Annotated in this window: 9 protein-coding genes; 2 read left to right on the top strand and 7 right to left on the bottom strand. The window is 73.7% G+C overall.

Features of this window, described 5'->3' with window-relative positions; all coding sequences use genetic code 11:
- Positions 1-176 precede the first annotated feature (176 nt).
- A complete protein-coding gene (locus ACFVGO_RS28295; RefSeq protein ID WP_380352871.1) occupies positions 177-1,061 on the top strand; it encodes a LysR family transcriptional regulator in 885 nt (294 codons plus the stop codon).
- Positions 1,062-1,079: 18 nt separating this feature from the next.
- Here ACFVGO_RS28295 and ACFVGO_RS28290 read toward each other — a convergent pair whose 3' ends face one another.
- The gene (locus tag ACFVGO_RS28290) at positions 1,080-1,412 is read right to left on the bottom strand and encodes a hypothetical protein (RefSeq protein WP_380634810.1); all 333 of its coding nucleotides are present in this window, start codon (positions 1,410-1,412) and stop codon (positions 1,080-1,082) included.
- Positions 1,413-1,771: 359 nt separating this feature from the next.
- Between ACFVGO_RS28290 and ACFVGO_RS28285 the strand changes: the two genes are divergently transcribed.
- Positions 1,772-3,091, top strand: coding sequence for a chitinase (locus ACFVGO_RS28285; RefSeq protein ID WP_380634808.1), 1,320 nt, complete (start codon positions 1,772-1,774; stop codon positions 3,089-3,091).
- Positions 3,092-3,175: 84 nt separating this feature from the next.
- Here ACFVGO_RS28285 and ACFVGO_RS28280 read toward each other — a convergent pair whose 3' ends face one another.
- The 6 genes from ACFVGO_RS28280 to ACFVGO_RS28255 all read right to left on the bottom strand — a co-directional run bounded on the left by ACFVGO_RS28280 (position 3,176) and on the right by ACFVGO_RS28255 (position 14,361).
- Entirely contained in the window at positions 3,176-6,208 is a 3,033-nt protein-coding gene (locus ACFVGO_RS28280) for a hypothetical protein (RefSeq protein ID WP_380634806.1), read from the bottom strand.
- Positions 6,208-8,076, bottom strand: a complete 1,869-nt coding sequence (locus ACFVGO_RS28275) for an HSP90 family protein (RefSeq protein ID WP_380634804.1) — start codon at positions 8,074-8,076, stop codon at positions 6,208-6,210. The genes ACFVGO_RS28280 and ACFVGO_RS28275 overlap by 1 nt, the downstream gene beginning before the upstream one ends.
- 111 nt (positions 8,077-8,187) lie before the next feature.
- Entirely contained in the window at positions 8,188-9,234 is a 1,047-nt protein-coding gene (locus ACFVGO_RS28270; protein ID WP_359897625.1) for a hypothetical protein, read from the bottom strand.
- A 129-nt stretch (positions 9,235-9,363) separates the two neighbouring features.
- A complete protein-coding gene (locus tag ACFVGO_RS28265; protein WP_380353039.1) occupies positions 9,364-9,897 on the bottom strand; it encodes a hypothetical protein in 534 nt (177 codons plus the stop codon).
- Between the two features lie 417 nt (positions 9,898-10,314).
- The gene (locus ACFVGO_RS28260; RefSeq protein ID WP_380353038.1) at positions 10,315-11,757 is read right to left on the bottom strand and encodes a glyceraldehyde-3-phosphate dehydrogenase; all 1,443 of its coding nucleotides are present in this window, start codon (positions 11,755-11,757) and stop codon (positions 10,315-10,317) included.
- Positions 11,758-11,952: 195 nt separating this feature from the next.
- Complete coding sequence (locus tag ACFVGO_RS28255) at positions 11,953-14,361, bottom strand: ATP-binding protein (RefSeq protein WP_380353036.1); 2,409 nt, start codon at positions 14,359-14,361, stop codon at positions 11,953-11,955.

The following is a 14,361-nucleotide window of genomic DNA, read 5'->3' as shown; positions in this document are numbered from 1 at the left end:
GGCCGCGTCCGTCTTCGTTTCCGTGGCCGTTTCCGTGGCCGTGGCCGTTTCCGTGGCCGCATCCGTGGCCGTGGCCGTGGCCACGCTCGTGGCCGTGCCATCAACTGGACAGAGCGTGGCCCGGCACCGGAGCATGAGTCCAACAAGTGGCAGTGCACCCGTGATGAGGAAGTCTCATGACCTCGGACGTCAACCTGGCCCAGCTCAGGGCACTGGTCGCGGTCGCCGACACCGGCGGCTTCGGAGCGGCCGCCGACGAGCTGGGCATCAGCCAGTCCGCCGTCTCGCACGCCGTCGCCGCGCTGGAGCGCAACCTCGGCGCGCCCGTGCTGCGGCGCGGCAGCCCGTGCCGCCCCACCCCGCTCGGCGAGCAGATCCTCCCGCACGCCAGGACGGCCGTCGCCTCGGCCGTCGCCGTCCGCGCGATCGCCACCCGGCACTGCGGCGGCCTGACCGGCACCGTACGGCTGGCGGCGCCCACCACCGTCTGCCAGGCGCTGCTGCCCGGACTGCTGAAGGACTGGCGGGCGGCCCACCCGCAGCTGACCGTCCGGGTCTTCGAGGGCGAGGACGACGAGCTGGCGGCCTGGCTGGAGGCGGGCACGGTCGACGCCGCCGTGCTGGTGGACGCCGGTCCGCTGCCGCCCGGGGCGGTCGCGCTCGGCGCCGACTCGATGCACGCACTGCTGCGCCGCGACCATCCGCTCGCCGACCAGCCGACCGTCCACGTGGCCGAGTTGGAGGACGACGACTTCCTGCTCTCGGAGGGCGGCTGCGAGCGCCACATCCGTGAGGCCTACCGGCGGGCCGGTACCCGCTTCGCGCCCCGGCACCGCATCCGCGACCTGAACACCCTGATCGGCATGGTGCACGCGGGCGTCGGGGTCTCGGTGATGCCCGCGCTGGCACTGACCATGCTCCCGGCCGACTGCGTGCTGGTCCCGATCCGGCCCGCCGTCCACCGGACGCTGTCGCTGACCGGGCCGACCGGCCGCCCGTGGGCCCCCGCGGTCAGCGGACTGCTGGCGGGGGTGGGCGCGGACACCACCGTCGGGGCCTGAGCGCCCGGCGCCGGGCGCTCAGCTCCATCCGTCCGGCGGCAGCCAGGGCGGTACGGGCACGTCCCACCGGGCGTCGAACCGGGCGACGACGGCGCGCAGTTGACGGGCGTGCCGGGGCGACAGCGCGAGCATCACCGTCTCCAACAGGTCCCGGTCGTCCCACGGGCAACCGCAGCAGAACCAGTACAGGTCGCGCTCCGCGTAGTCCTCCCACAGCCGGCGCTCGGGACGGTGGACGTACGCCCGCCACCGACGCAGTGCGGCCGCCGTGCCCCCGGGCCGCAGGTGGTTCCGCGTACGTTCGAGCCGCGCGATCTCGGCGAGGGCCCGCGCGGACACCCCGTCGATCACCGGCTGCGCTCCTCGGACCCGGCGGCGCGGAAGCTCTGCGCGGATCCGTCCCGGCCGACTACGCGGCACGGTCCTTTCGGTCGGTCGTCATGGGCGCCATGCTGCCACGGGCCCGCCCGGCGATCCACGGCATTTCCGCCTGCCCGCGCACCCGCCGGACTCCTCGCGCGCTGTCGCGCCCGTGACGGACGGGCGGGCTTGACCCTTTTGGGGTTGACCCCCCTTCCCCACAGGTCTATACCAGTGAGGACCTTCGGCAACCACCCGCCGCCGACGGTCCGTTCGGCCGCCGCGCCACCCCCCACACCCGGCGCGACCAGGCCGGCCTCCCCCACTGCCGTTTCCTGGAAAGGCTTCCGATGGAACGCGCTCTTCCCCCGCATTCCCACCGGCACACCGCACCCCGCCCCGCCCGTCGCCCCGCCCTCGGGCGCCCCGCCGCGCTCGCCGTGGCCGCCGCGCTCGGCCTGGTCGCCGGCGGCGTCGCCGCCCTGGCCGGCACCGGCTCCGCCTCCGCTTCCGCGGACACCACCGGCACCACCGCCACCGGAGGGCTCGGCAGCAACTGGTACGCCTCGGCGCCGTACCTGATGCCCGAGGACAACAACCCGCCGGACGCCGCCGCCGTCATGGACGCCACCGGCCAGAAGGCCTTCCAACTGGCTTTCATCCTGGCCCAGGGCAACAGCTGTTCGCCCGCCTGGGGCGGCACCTCCTCGATCGACACCGACACCACCATGCCGAGCGTCATCCAGACCGTGCGCGGCAAGGGCGGGGACGTCTCGGTGTCGGTCGGCGGGTACGGCGGCACCAAGCTGGGCCAGGTCTGCGGCACCCCCGAGGCGACCGCCGCCGGCTACCAGAAGGTGATCACCAAGTACGGCCTCAAGGCGATCGACTTCGACCTGGAGGAACCGGAGTACGAGAACACCGCGGCCATCCACAACGAGATCGGCGCGGCCCGGATCCTCCAGCAGAACAACCCCGGCCTGTACGTCTCGATCACCACCGCGGGCACCAACGCGGGCACCGGCTGGTTCGGCACCCAGATGCTCAACGAGGCCAAGTCGCAGGGCTTCACGCCGGACAACTACTCGATCATGCCGTTCGACGGCGGCTTCAGCGGCGCCGCGGCGCAGACCGACGCGCTGGTGAAGTTCAACCAGATCCTGCAGAGCACCTTCGGCTGGAACGAGGCCACCGCGTACGCCCACGAGGGCGTGTCGATGATGAACGGCCGCACCGACGCCGCCGAGTACTTCCACCAGTCCGACTTCCAGACCGTGCTGGACTTCGCCACCGCGCACGGCCTGGCCCGGTACACCTACTGGTCGGTCAACCGGGACCGCCAGTGCGCGGGCAACGTCGACCCGGGGCTGTCCGGCTCCTGCTCCAGCGTGGCTCAGAACGACTGGGACTTCACCAAGTACACGGTGAAGTTCGCCGGGGCGACCCCGCCCACCACGCCGCCCACCACCCCGCCCACGACTCCCCCGACGACTCCTCCGACCACCCCCGGCAGTTGCACCGCCCCGGCGTGGAGCGCGAGCACCACGTACACCGGCGGCGCCAAGGTCTCGTACAACGGGCACAACTACCACGCCAAGTGGTGGACGCTGAACGAGGTGCCGAGCGCCGGCGGCCAGTGGGGCGTCTGGGCCGACGACGGGCCCTGCTGAGCGCAGCCTGCCGGTGCCCCGGGTCGGCCCGCACCCCGCCGCTGACGGCTGGGTGCGGGCCGACCCGGCGGGGCACCGCGCGGGTCACTCCCCGGCGAACCGCTCCCGCAGCTCCACCAGCACCTCCGCCGCCTCCGGCAGCCCGGCCGCCTCGCAGCGCGCGATGCCGGCGGTCAGCCGGGCCACCGCCGCCTCGGTGCGACCGAGGTCGCTGCCCTCGATCAGCGCGGCCAGCCGGACGGACTCCGCCCGCGGCGACTCGGCCCGCTCACCTCCCGCCTCGTACTCCGGGACGGCCTGCTCGGCCTCGGCCAGCGCCTCCTCGTACCGCCCCGCGACGGCCAGCGAGCGCGCCCGCTCGTAGTGCGAACCACCGCGCAGGTACCAGGAGTTGTACTCCTCGCCGCCCTGTTCGGCCACCTCTCCGACCGCGTCCGCCTCGGCCAGCAGGGCGAGCGCCGCCGCCAGCCCCTCCGCGCCCTGCTCCCGCATCGTCATCCGGGCCAGCTCCCGCAGGGTGGCCGCCAGCTGGTCCACCTGCGGGGCCTTGCCGTGCGCCTCGCGGGCGCGGGCCAGCGCCGCCTCGGCGGCGTCCGGGCGCTCCGCCCGGGCGAGCGCCAGGGTGGCCTCGCAGGCGACCATGGTGTGGGTCTCCTGGTCCTCCCAGCCGGCCACCAGATCGGCCAGCCGCAGGTACTCCTCGGCGGCGTCCCGGTGCTCCTCCAGCTCGGACAGCCCCCGGGCGAGGTCCAGCCGGGCCTGGGCGAGCATCCGCACGTCCAGCCGGGCCGCCGACGCGTCCAGCAGCACCGACTCCAGCACGGCCACCGCGTCCGCCGCCCGCCCGGTGTCGCGCAGCACGTCGGCCAGCTGCATGCGCACCCGGGCGGCCTCCTCGACCGCCTCGGCGCCCTTGCGGTCGTAGCGCGCGGCCGCCTCCGACAGCGCGCGGACGGCGCCGCCGAGGTCCCCCACCTGGAGGCAGCCGTGGCCGAGCATCATGTACGTCGGCGCGTACGGGTAGGAGTCGTCGCCCCAGCGCACGGCCTCGGCCAGCGCCCGGTGGAACACCTCGACCGCCTGGCCCGGCTCGCGGCCCTGCAGCAGCACCTGGCCCAGCAGACCGAGCACCCTCGGGGTGTGCCAGGGCAGCTCGGCGGCGTCCAACTGGGCCAGCACCTCGCGCAGTTCGGCCTCCGACTCGGCCAGCAGGCCCTTCCGGGCGGCGGCGTCGGCGGTGTACTGCCGGGAGGTGGCGGCCCGCCGCTCGGAGCCGAGCTCCACGGCCGCGCGCCGGTAGGCCCCGACCACCGCCTCGAAGCGCTCGGCCACCTCGTCGGCGGGCTCGGGCAGCGTCTCGACCAGGTCGTGGTGGGCGGCGTAGGCGCGGGTCTGCAGCACGATCAGGTAGTCGTCGTCGGTCAGTTCGCCGCCGGCGCGCAGCTCCTCGGCCCGCGCCAGCACCGCGTCGAGCGCCGCCCAGTCGGCCCGCCGGCCGCTGTGCCCGGTGTCCGCGCCCGCATCCGCATCCGCATCCACATCCACGCTGCGACCCGAGCCGCCCTCGCCCTCGTCGCTCTCGTGCCCGGCGCCCTCGTTCGGGGTGCCCTCGCCCCCGGCGCTCTCGTCGTCCAGGTCCGCGATGAGGGTCCGGGCCCGGCACATCAGCGCCGACCCGGCCAGCCCCGCCTGCTCGAACAGCTCGGCGGCGGCCAGCAGCCCGGCCTTGCCCTCGGCGTACGCGTCCCGCTGGAGCGCCTCGTGGGCGCGCTGCTCGGCGAGTTCGGCGCGCAGCCGCTCGGGGCCGCCCAGCTCGGTGCTCCGCGGGTGGACGAAGTCCGCGGCCCCGGCGCGCTCGGCGACCCGTTTCCACAGCCGGTCGGCGTCCGGGTGGCCGAGCACCTCCAGCTCGCGGGCCCGCAGCACCAGGGCGGTGAAGTCCTCCGGCTCCGGCTCGACCGTCCGGCGCGGCGCGGGCGCGACGACCGGGGCGTCGGACAGCCCCGGCGCGGCGACGGCCCGCACACCCAGTGCCAGCGGCTCGGCGAGCAGCGGCTCGACGGCCAGCCGGGCGCGCCGCTCGGCGCCGACCGCGCCGGTGCCGTTGCGGGCGTCGAAGCGGGCGGCCAGCGCGTCGGCCTCGGTGCGAACGTGGGCCAGCAGGGAGTCCACCGTCCAGGTGGTGCCCGCCGGGCCGCTCACCGCGAGTTCGCCGTGGCCGGCCCCGGCCAGCAGGGCGAGCAGCACCTCGACGCCGGTCAGGAAGCCCAGCCGGGCGGCGGGTTCGCCGGTGACCGCGAACAGGTCCCGGTTCTCGGCGAGCAGCTCCAGGCCGCGCGGCTCGTTGCCGGACAGCGCGCAGAACTCGATGTGCAGGCCGACGGCGTTCAGCATCGAGGCCTTGCCCCGGGCGAAGCGGTAGCCGGAGAGGTGGCCGGAGCGGGCCTCGTCCAACCGGCCCCGGCGCAGCTGCGCGAGCAGGGCGGTGGCCTGGCTGAGGTAGGGCTCCTGCTCGCAGCCGCTGCGGCCGTCCAGCACCGGGGCGATCACCTCCAGCGCCCGGGCGTCGTCCCCGGCGGCGATGAAGTGCCGGGCGCGGGCGCGGGTCTCGCAGGCGTGGCAGTCGCTCAGCTCGGATCGCGGGCGGGCCGCCCACAGCTCGTAGGCGTCCTGCACGTCGAGGCCGGTCTGCACGGCCAGGTGGTAGCGCTGGGCGTAGTACGGCTGGAGGTCGTGGCCGGCCGTGCGGTAGCGGTCGCGCAGCTCGGTGTGCCAGCGCCGGATCGCCGCGAGCGGGACGTCCGGGGTGTCCTTGAGCGCGTCGGCGACCCACTTGAAGCGCCAGAGCACCTGGCGCCGGGCCCATTCGCCGAAGCCGTCCGGGTCGGTGTCCCAGAGCTTGAGGATGCGGGCGAAGACGACCGGACTCTTGCTGCGCTCGCCGTCGTACTCGTAGGCCTCCATCAGCTCCAGCAGGGCCATCGAGCGGATCCCGGTGTCCTCGAACTGCTCGGCGGCGTCGACGAGTTCCTCGGCCGTGACGGTCCTGGTCCGGCCGTACGGGCGGGCGTCGTTCTCGCGCAGCGCGGCCATCACCGCGTCGGGGGTGTCCAGCATCACGCCTCCTTGTCGCCTTCGGGGGTGCCCGCCGCCTCGTGGCCGAGCATGGCGTGTTCCAGCAGGCTGATGAACGAGCGGTTGAGCAGGGCGGACTCGCTGGCCTTGAGCGGGCGGCGGGTCATCAGCACGGCCTGCCCGTACAGCGCCTCGACGGCGGTGACGGCCAGCTCGCGGCTGGTGACGGTGGCGGCGCGGCGCACCAGCGGGTTGAGGTGGTTGAGCACCAGTTGGGCGCGGGGCACCTCGGCGCGCAGCGAGCCGAGGATGTCCGCCCACAGCCCGTCGGCCTCGTCGGCGAGCTGGGCCCTGGTGCGCTCGTGCCGGGCCTCCCGGTTGTCGAGCAGCAGGGCGGGCGCGTTGGTCGGGTGGAAGCTGCGCAGCGCGACGTCGCAGTCGAACCGGCCGACGACCTCGCGGGCGATCGCCAGGAAGGCGTTGGCGGCCAGCTCGACGGCCGGGTCCACGGTGTCCAGGTGCGCGGTGACGGTGCCCGGGTCGAGGTCGGAGACCGAGACGCCGGGCCGGATCTCGGGCAGCCGGTGGACCAGGTCGTGGTCGTAGGTGTAGCCGCCGTTGACCACGCCGAGCCCGGCCGCGGCGGCGATCGGGGCGACCTGGCGGAACTCCTCGACCGTACGGGTCACCAGCACCGTCGGGTGGCTGCGGGCGAACTCGTCCAGGGTGACGTTGCCGTCGGTGGTCTCGAACGGCAGCCAGGGCAGCATCATCCGCAGCAACTCATCGTCGTAGCGGGCGAGTTCCTTGACGGCCAGGTGGTGGACGGAGAGGAAGCGGTGCAGCAGCGCCGGGTCGCTCGCGGACAGGCCGGTCAGCCAGTCGCGGATCCGGGCGCCGAGCGCGTCCCGGACGGCGGCCAGCGTCTCGTCGGCGTACAGGCCCTCGCGGGAGGCGGTCGGGCGCAGCCCGTCGGTGTCGACGACGCAGCGGACGAAGAAGGCCCAGTCCGGCAGCAGTTCGTCGGCCTGGTCGGAGAGCAGCATGCCCTTGAGGTGCACCCGGTGGCCGTTGCGGCGCGAGGGCGGGGCGGCGTCCGGCAGCACGTACGCGACGCCGCGCAGGCCGACCAGCGGCAGGTCCAGCTCGATGGTGTCGAGCGGGGTGAAGTCGAAGGCGGCGCGGCAGTACTCGGTGAGCGCGTCGCGCCTGGCCAGCGGGGAGGCGTGGCGCTCGGCCCACGGCGGGGTGCGGTTGACCCGGTGCTCGGTGCCGGCGGCGTCGATCACCGTGACGTCGTGGCGCAGCAGGCTGCCGAAGTCCCGGGCGAGGGTGAGGACCCGGCCGGGGCGGGTCCACTCGGCGGCGTCGGCGCGCGGGGCCAGCGTGACGGTGGTGCCCGGCTCGGGCTTGGCCGAGGCGGGCAGCGTGCGGATGGTGTAGCTGCCGTCGGAGCTGCCGCGCCACTCGATCACCGGGGCGTCCGGAGTGGCGGCGGAGCGGGTGACCACGGTGATCTCGTCGGCGACCACGAAGCAGGCGAGCAGGCCGATGCCGAACTGGCCGATGAAGTCGCCGCGGGCCTTGGCGAGCCCGGCGCCGTCGAGCCGGCCGTCGGCGTCGCGCTTGGAGCTGCGGCCGATGGTGGCGAGGAAGGTGTGGACGTCCTTCTCCGTCAGGCCGATGCCGGTGTCGGTGACGGACAGCTCGTCGTCGGCGCGGACGGTGATCCTGGCCGGCGCCTCCGGGTCGAGGGCGCGGCGGGCGGAGATCGCGTCCACCGCGTTCTGCAGCAGCTCGCGCAGGTAGACCCGCGGGCTGGAGTAGAGGTGGTGGGAGAGCAGGTCCACCAGACCGCGCAGGTCCACCTGGAAGGTGTGCGCACTCGTCGGGTTGTCGGTAGGGGACACCGGAGGCTCTTTCGATCGCGGGGTGGATGACGGTGGTGGGGTGCGGGCGCGGATGTGGGTGCGGGTGCGGGTGCGGGTCGATACCGGCACCGGCACCGGCACCGGTACGCCTCAGCGCCAGTACGAGGTGCAGCGGTCGCGGTGGGCGCGGAAGGCCTTGACCGGATTGCCCGACAGGTAGTGCCAGGGCGATTCGGTCACGAAGCCGTCCAGCGCCTCGAACAGCAGGCGCGCGGTCTTCGGCTGGTCGGCGAGGGAGAAGGCCATCGCGAAGGTGTTGAAGGCGCCCTGCCAGCCGCGCGCCGGCACGAAGGCCGGGTGCAGGACGGACCGGAAGGCCGCCTCCTGCAGCCCCGCCACCACGGCCGGACTGGTCAGGTAGGCGCGGTCCTCGCCGTCCGGGAGGGCCAGCCAGTGCTCCAGGTGCGCGACCGCGACCAGCTCACCGAGGCGGCTGCCCTCCGGGGCCGCGAGCATCACGGAGCGGGCGAACTCGTGCATCTCCTCGTGCGAACCGCCCCACTTGGCGCTCAGCTGCTGCAGCCTGACCCAGTGCGAGGCGGAGTTCCCGGGCGCGCGGCGCACCGCGGCCTCGAAGCGGCTGGTGGCGACCTCCGGGCCGAGCGAGGCCCCGAGGGCGCTGGTCTGCAGGAACCGCCAGGGGGCGTGCCAGGACGGCTCGCGCTCGGCGACCTCCAGCAGTTGCTCCTCGGCGACCTCCAGCCGCTCGTGGAACACCTTCCACCGCTCCTCGGTGACGTCCTTGGCCCGGGCGCCCGTCCGGGCCTCCCAGCCCCAGTCGATGTGCCGGGCACCGGACAGCAACAGCAGCAGCGTGTCGTCCGGGGTGTCGGCCAGCGCGCGGGACGTCCACTGCTCGACCCGGGGCACGTCGGCTATCGCCCCGACCAGGAAGGTCAGGTCCTCGCCCTCGGCGGCGGCCAGCGCGGGGCGCAGCGCGGCCCAGTCCCCGTCGGCGGCCTGGCGGAGCGCCAGACGCACCGACTCGTCCCCGTACGCCGGGTCGAGCCGCGGCTCGGCAGCACCGGCCGGCGCGGCCGATCCGGCTCCCCGCCGGCCGAAGCCGAACCCGAGCCCGCGCCGCTCGGCCCGGTCCTCCGCGCCCTCCCCGCCGGAGCGGCGTCGGAACAGCGGCATGTCTGGCCCCCTCGAACGTCATCGGTATCTTTCGCATGGCCGCACAGTGGCCACGAGATAGGTACATATCACGGTCGACTGACATCCGTTTCCCCAGCCCAGCGCCCCGCCCGTGCGGGGAGGGGCCCCTCAGCCCACGCCCGGCCCGGCGTCCGGCGCCTTCCCGGCCTGGGCCTGCTCGATCCGCTTGACCAGCATCACCGCGAACTTCCGCGTCGCGGCCACGTCCACCGGACCGCCCTCGCTGGTCACGCTCGCCACCACGGTGCCCGAGCGCACCACGATGCCGACGCCCTCGCCCTCGGCCAGCGGCCCCTGGAACGCCTGGCTCTCGCTGCCCAGCACCGGGGTGTCGACCTTCTTGAACGGCCCGGCGGCGTACGAGGCGTAGCTCTCCTTCAGCCGCTGCGCCGCCGCGTCCCGGCTGGGCAGGGTGTCCACCAGGAAGCGGACGACCACGTCCCCCGAGGAGAACCGGACCGACCCGCTGAGCGGCTTTCCGGCGCAGGAGGCGGCGGCGGCACCGGTGCAGGTGACCTTGTGGTCGGCCGTGTCGACCTTCCGCTTCTCCTCCTCCCAGCCGGCCATCGCCTTGGCGTCCGGCAGCACCTGCCCGACCACCTTGTCGTCCAGCAGCGCCACCTCCAGGTCCCCGCGCGGCACCTCCACCGCGGCCGGGGCCGGTGCGGAGGCGGGCGCCGAACCCGCCCCGGGCGCCCCGGCGTCCGACCCGCTCGGCGCGGGCGCGGGCGCAGCCGCGGACCCGGACGCGGACGCCCCGGCCGTACCCGTCGACGCCGCCGCCGGACCGGACGCGGACGAACCCGCGGCCGCCGCCCCGCCGACCCCCTTCGACCCCCCGGAGGAGCACCCGGCCAACACGCCCGTCAGCACCCCCGCCGCCGCCACCGCGGCAAGCACCCGCCGACCACCCATCCCCGTCGCCCTCCCTAGACCTGTCAGTGATCCCTCAAGATAGCGACCGCCCCGCCCGCGAACGCCGACGGGGCGGCGACCTGTCGGTCACCGCCCCGTCGTACTGCTCGTCGTACTGCCCCGTCGTCCTGCCCTACCGGTGGATCAGACCGCCGGAACCGGGAAGGTCGGGAACTCGACGCCCGAGATGTACTGGACGACCCGGATCACCTGGCACGAGTAGCCGAACTCGTTGTCGTACCACAGGTAGAGGATCGCGTTGTCGCCCTCGACCTTGGTCGCGCCGGCGTCCACGATCGAGGCGTGGCGCGAGCCGATGAAGTCGCTGGAGACGGCGTCGGGCGAGTCGGTGAAGTCGATCTGGCGCTTCAGCGGCGAGGTCAGCGAGACGTTCCGCAGGTACTCCAGGACGTCCTCGCGGTTGGTCTCCCGCTTGAGCTGGAGGTTGAGGATCGCGATGGAGACGTCCGGCACCGGGACGCGGATCGAGCTGCCGGTGATCTTCGCCTGGAGGTCCGGCAGGGCCTTGGCGACGGCCGAGGCGGCACCGGTCTCGGTGATCACCATGTTCAGCGGCGCCGAGCGGCCGCGGCGGTCGGCCTTGTGGTAGTTGTCCAGCAGGTTCTGGTCGTTGGTGAACGAGTGGACGGTCTCCACGTGGCCGCGGAGCACGCCGTACTCGTCCTCCATCGCCTTCAGCGGCGGGACGATGGCGTTGGTGGTGCAGGAGGCGCAGGACAGGATCTGCTCGTCCGGCTTGATCGTGTCGTGGTTCACGCCGTGCACGATGTTCGGGACGTCGCCCTTGCCCGGCGCGGTCAGCACGACCTTGGCGATACCGGGGCGCAGGTGCTTCGACAGGCCCTCGCGGTCGCGCCAGCGGCCGGTGTTGTCGATCAGGATCGCGTCCTTGATCCCGTACTCCGTGTAGTCGACCTTGGTCGGGTCGTCGGAGTAGATCACCGTGATCTCGTTGCCGTTGGCGATGATCTTGTTGTTCGCCTCGTCGACGGTGATCGTGCCCTGGAACTGGCCGTGGATGGAGTCACGGCGCAGCAGCGAGGCGCGCTTGACCAGGTCGTCGCCGCCGCTGTTGCGCACGACGATGGCCTTCAGCCGCAGGCCGTTGCCCGAGGCCTTCTCGACCAGCAGGCGGGCGACCAGCCGGCCGATGCGGCCGAACCCGTACAGCACGACGTCCTGCCCGGACCGGCGCTCCAGCTTGTTCTCGCCGGTGGCACCGACGACGGCCTGGGCGGTGAACTCCGCCACCGACAGGCCGCGGTCGTCCGCCTTGTACGTCGCGGCGAGCATGCCGAGGTCGATCTGCGAGGGGCCGAGGTCCAGGGCGGTCAGTGCCTCCAGGAACGGCATCGTCTCGGTGACCGAGAGCTCCTCGCCGGCTATCTGCCGGGCGAAGCGATGCGTCTTGAGGATGCTGACCACCGACTTGTTCACCAGGGAACGGCTGTGGAGCAGAACGGTGACGTCCCTCTCCCGGTGCAGCCGCCCGATGATCGGGATCATCGACTCCGCGATCTCCTCGCGGTTCTTCCAGTCCGTGAACACGTCGTCGTTGACAGTCACAAGTCCATCTTTCGAGCTGAGGGTGTTGCCCACATGGTAGCTTCGCCCGCCCGCGCCCCGACCGCCGGTCCCTCCCCGGCCCCTCCCGCCCGAGCCCCCGACCTGCGCGTTCACCCCCGCCCCGCCCCCGAAGGTGATCACCGCCACCCTCACCCGGCGGCTCCGCCCGGGAGGACCGGCTCTCCGCGGACCGACTCAGGCGCCCTCTCCCAGGGCAGCCGTCAGCCGGTCACGCAGGCGCAGCGCGGCCGGGTCGGTGAAGCCGCCGAGCAGTGACAGCGCCTCACGCCTGTGTTCCCGCGCGATGTCCGCTCCCCCTCCCATGGCGTCCAGCGCCTCGGAGAGTCGGCAGAGGGCCACGGCCCACTGCCACCGGTCGCCCAGCTCGCGGTGCACGGCGACGGCACGGCGATGGAACTCGCTCGCCTCCTGGGCCCGGCCGAGTTCGCGGTACGTCAGACCGGCGCCGTCCCAGGCGAGTGCTTCGCGGCTGCGGTCGCCGAGACTTCGTTGCAGGACGGCGGCACGCTGGTACGAAGCGAGGGCATCGGTGAAGCGGCCTGCCGCCCGTTGGGCATGTCCGAGCTGCGTCAGCCAGTGTGCCTCCGCGACGGCGTTGTCGAGGTCCACCGCGAGGTCGACGGCTCGCTGAGCGCTTTCCAGTGCCTCGCCCGTCCGGCCGCCTTCGAGCTGGATCCGGCTGAGGACGCTCAGCGCGTTGCCCTCGGCCCGGAGGTCGGCAGCCTCGCGGAACGACTCCAGGCCTGCTCGGGCCACCCGCTCCGCGTCCGCGAGTAGACCCAGAGCCGCCCGGACCTCGGCGAGATTGACCGCCGTCCGGGGCTCCCAGTAGGTGTCCCCGAGGGCCCGGAACAGCTCACGGGCTCTCTCGAAAGCCTCCTGGGCGCCCGGCAGCAGGTTCCTGCGCAACCGGAGAAGGCCGAGTCCGTTGAGGGTCAGGGCTTCGCCTTCCGGATCGCCGAGCTCACGGCGGACGGCAAGTGCGGCCTCGTACTGCTCGGCGGCCTGATCCAGGTGGCTGGACTGGGTGTACGCCATGCCCAGGCTCTCGTGAAGTTCCGCCTGCGCGTGCCGCTCGTCCCGGCGCCGCGCGGCCTCCAGGCCCAGGAGGGAGGTCTCGAACCAGTCCTGGAAGGTGTTGCGCTGCATGTAGAAGGCGCGGAGGACGATGGCGAGTCGCCACACGTGTTCGTCCAGGCCCAGGGCGGCCGCGGTCCGCACGGCCGACGCGAGGTTCTCCCGCTCCGCCTCGAACCAGTTCGCCGCGGCGACGTCGTCCTCGAAGCGCGCGGCCTGCACCTCCGGATCGAGTGGGGCAAGCTCGACACGGGGCTCGTGGGGAGCGACGCGCACTTGGGCGGCGTCGGCCGCGTGGAGGTACCAGGCCAGCACCCGCCCGACCGCCCGCTCGCTCTCCTCCGGCTCCTGTTCTCGCTTCACCTGGTCGACGGCATAGGCGCGCAGCAGGTCGTGGAACCGGTAGCGGTCCGGCGCGGTCTGCTCGACCATGTGCGTCGCGACCAGCCCGTCGAGCAGGCGGCCCGCCTGCCGGACACTGCTCGCCACCAGCGCGGCAGCGGCCGCGGTACTGAACTCACCGGTCGGATGGAGGCCGAGCATGCGGAAGAGCCGTGCGGCACCGGCGGGCAGGGCTCGGTACGACCAGGCGAAGACGGAACGAACCGCCTCCGGATCCTCCTCGTCGGCGCTGGACAGCGCGTCCCACAGGCTGGACTCGTCGCGCAGGTCCTGGATCAGGTCGTTCAGCAGCATCCGAGGCCGGCCGGCCGCGCGTTCGGCCGCGATGCGCAGGGCGAGCGGCAGACGGGCACAGAGGCGGGCCAACTGCGCGAGCTCGTCCGGGTCGTCTCCCCTGCGGTAGTCCGCCGTGACCGCGCGCAGCAGTTCGACGGCGTCATGCTCCGCCAGGACCTCCAGGGTCAGGTGTCGGGCCCCCTCACGCACGCCGAGGCCCGAGAGACGGTGCCTGCTGGTCACCACGACCAGGCATCCGGGAACACCGGGCAGCAGCGGACGGACCTGGGCGGCGCTCGAGGCGTTGTCCAGGACGATCAGCATCCGGCGATCGGCCACCAGGGATCGATAGGTCGATGCCATGGCCTCGGGGTCGGTCGGTATCGCCGCCGTCGGTACGGCGAGCGCACGCAGGAACCGTTCCAGCACGTGTGCGGCGGCCACGGGCTCCTGCGGGTCGTAGCCGTGCAGGTTCGCGTACAACTGCCCGTCCGGGAACCTCTCGCGAACGGCATGCGCCCAGTGCAGGGCCAGCGAGGTCTTGCCGACCCCGGCGGTGCCGGTGAGCACCAGGACCTGGGCTGCGGGCGACCGCTCGGCCAGGAGGCGATCCATGGCCTCCTGTTCCACGGTCCGGTTGACGAACCCGCGGACGTCCGTGGGCAGTTGCCACGGAACGGGTTCGCCGTGCCGGGCGGCGGCCGGCGGCGCGGCGTGGATGTGGACGGGCCCCTGGATGTCCCGCGCCTGCACGACATGCCCGGTGGAGGACCCCGACAGCGAGGAGCTGACCCTGCCCGGGGACGGCTCGGGGACCTCTCGTTCCAC

Origin of the sequence: Kitasatospora sp. NPDC057738 (assembly GCF_042798815.1) — a bacterium.
GTDB lineage: Bacteria > Actinomycetota > Actinomycetes > Streptomycetales > Streptomycetaceae > Kitasatospora > Kitasatospora lactacystinica.
This window is presented reverse-complemented; position numbering and strand designations above follow the sequence as displayed.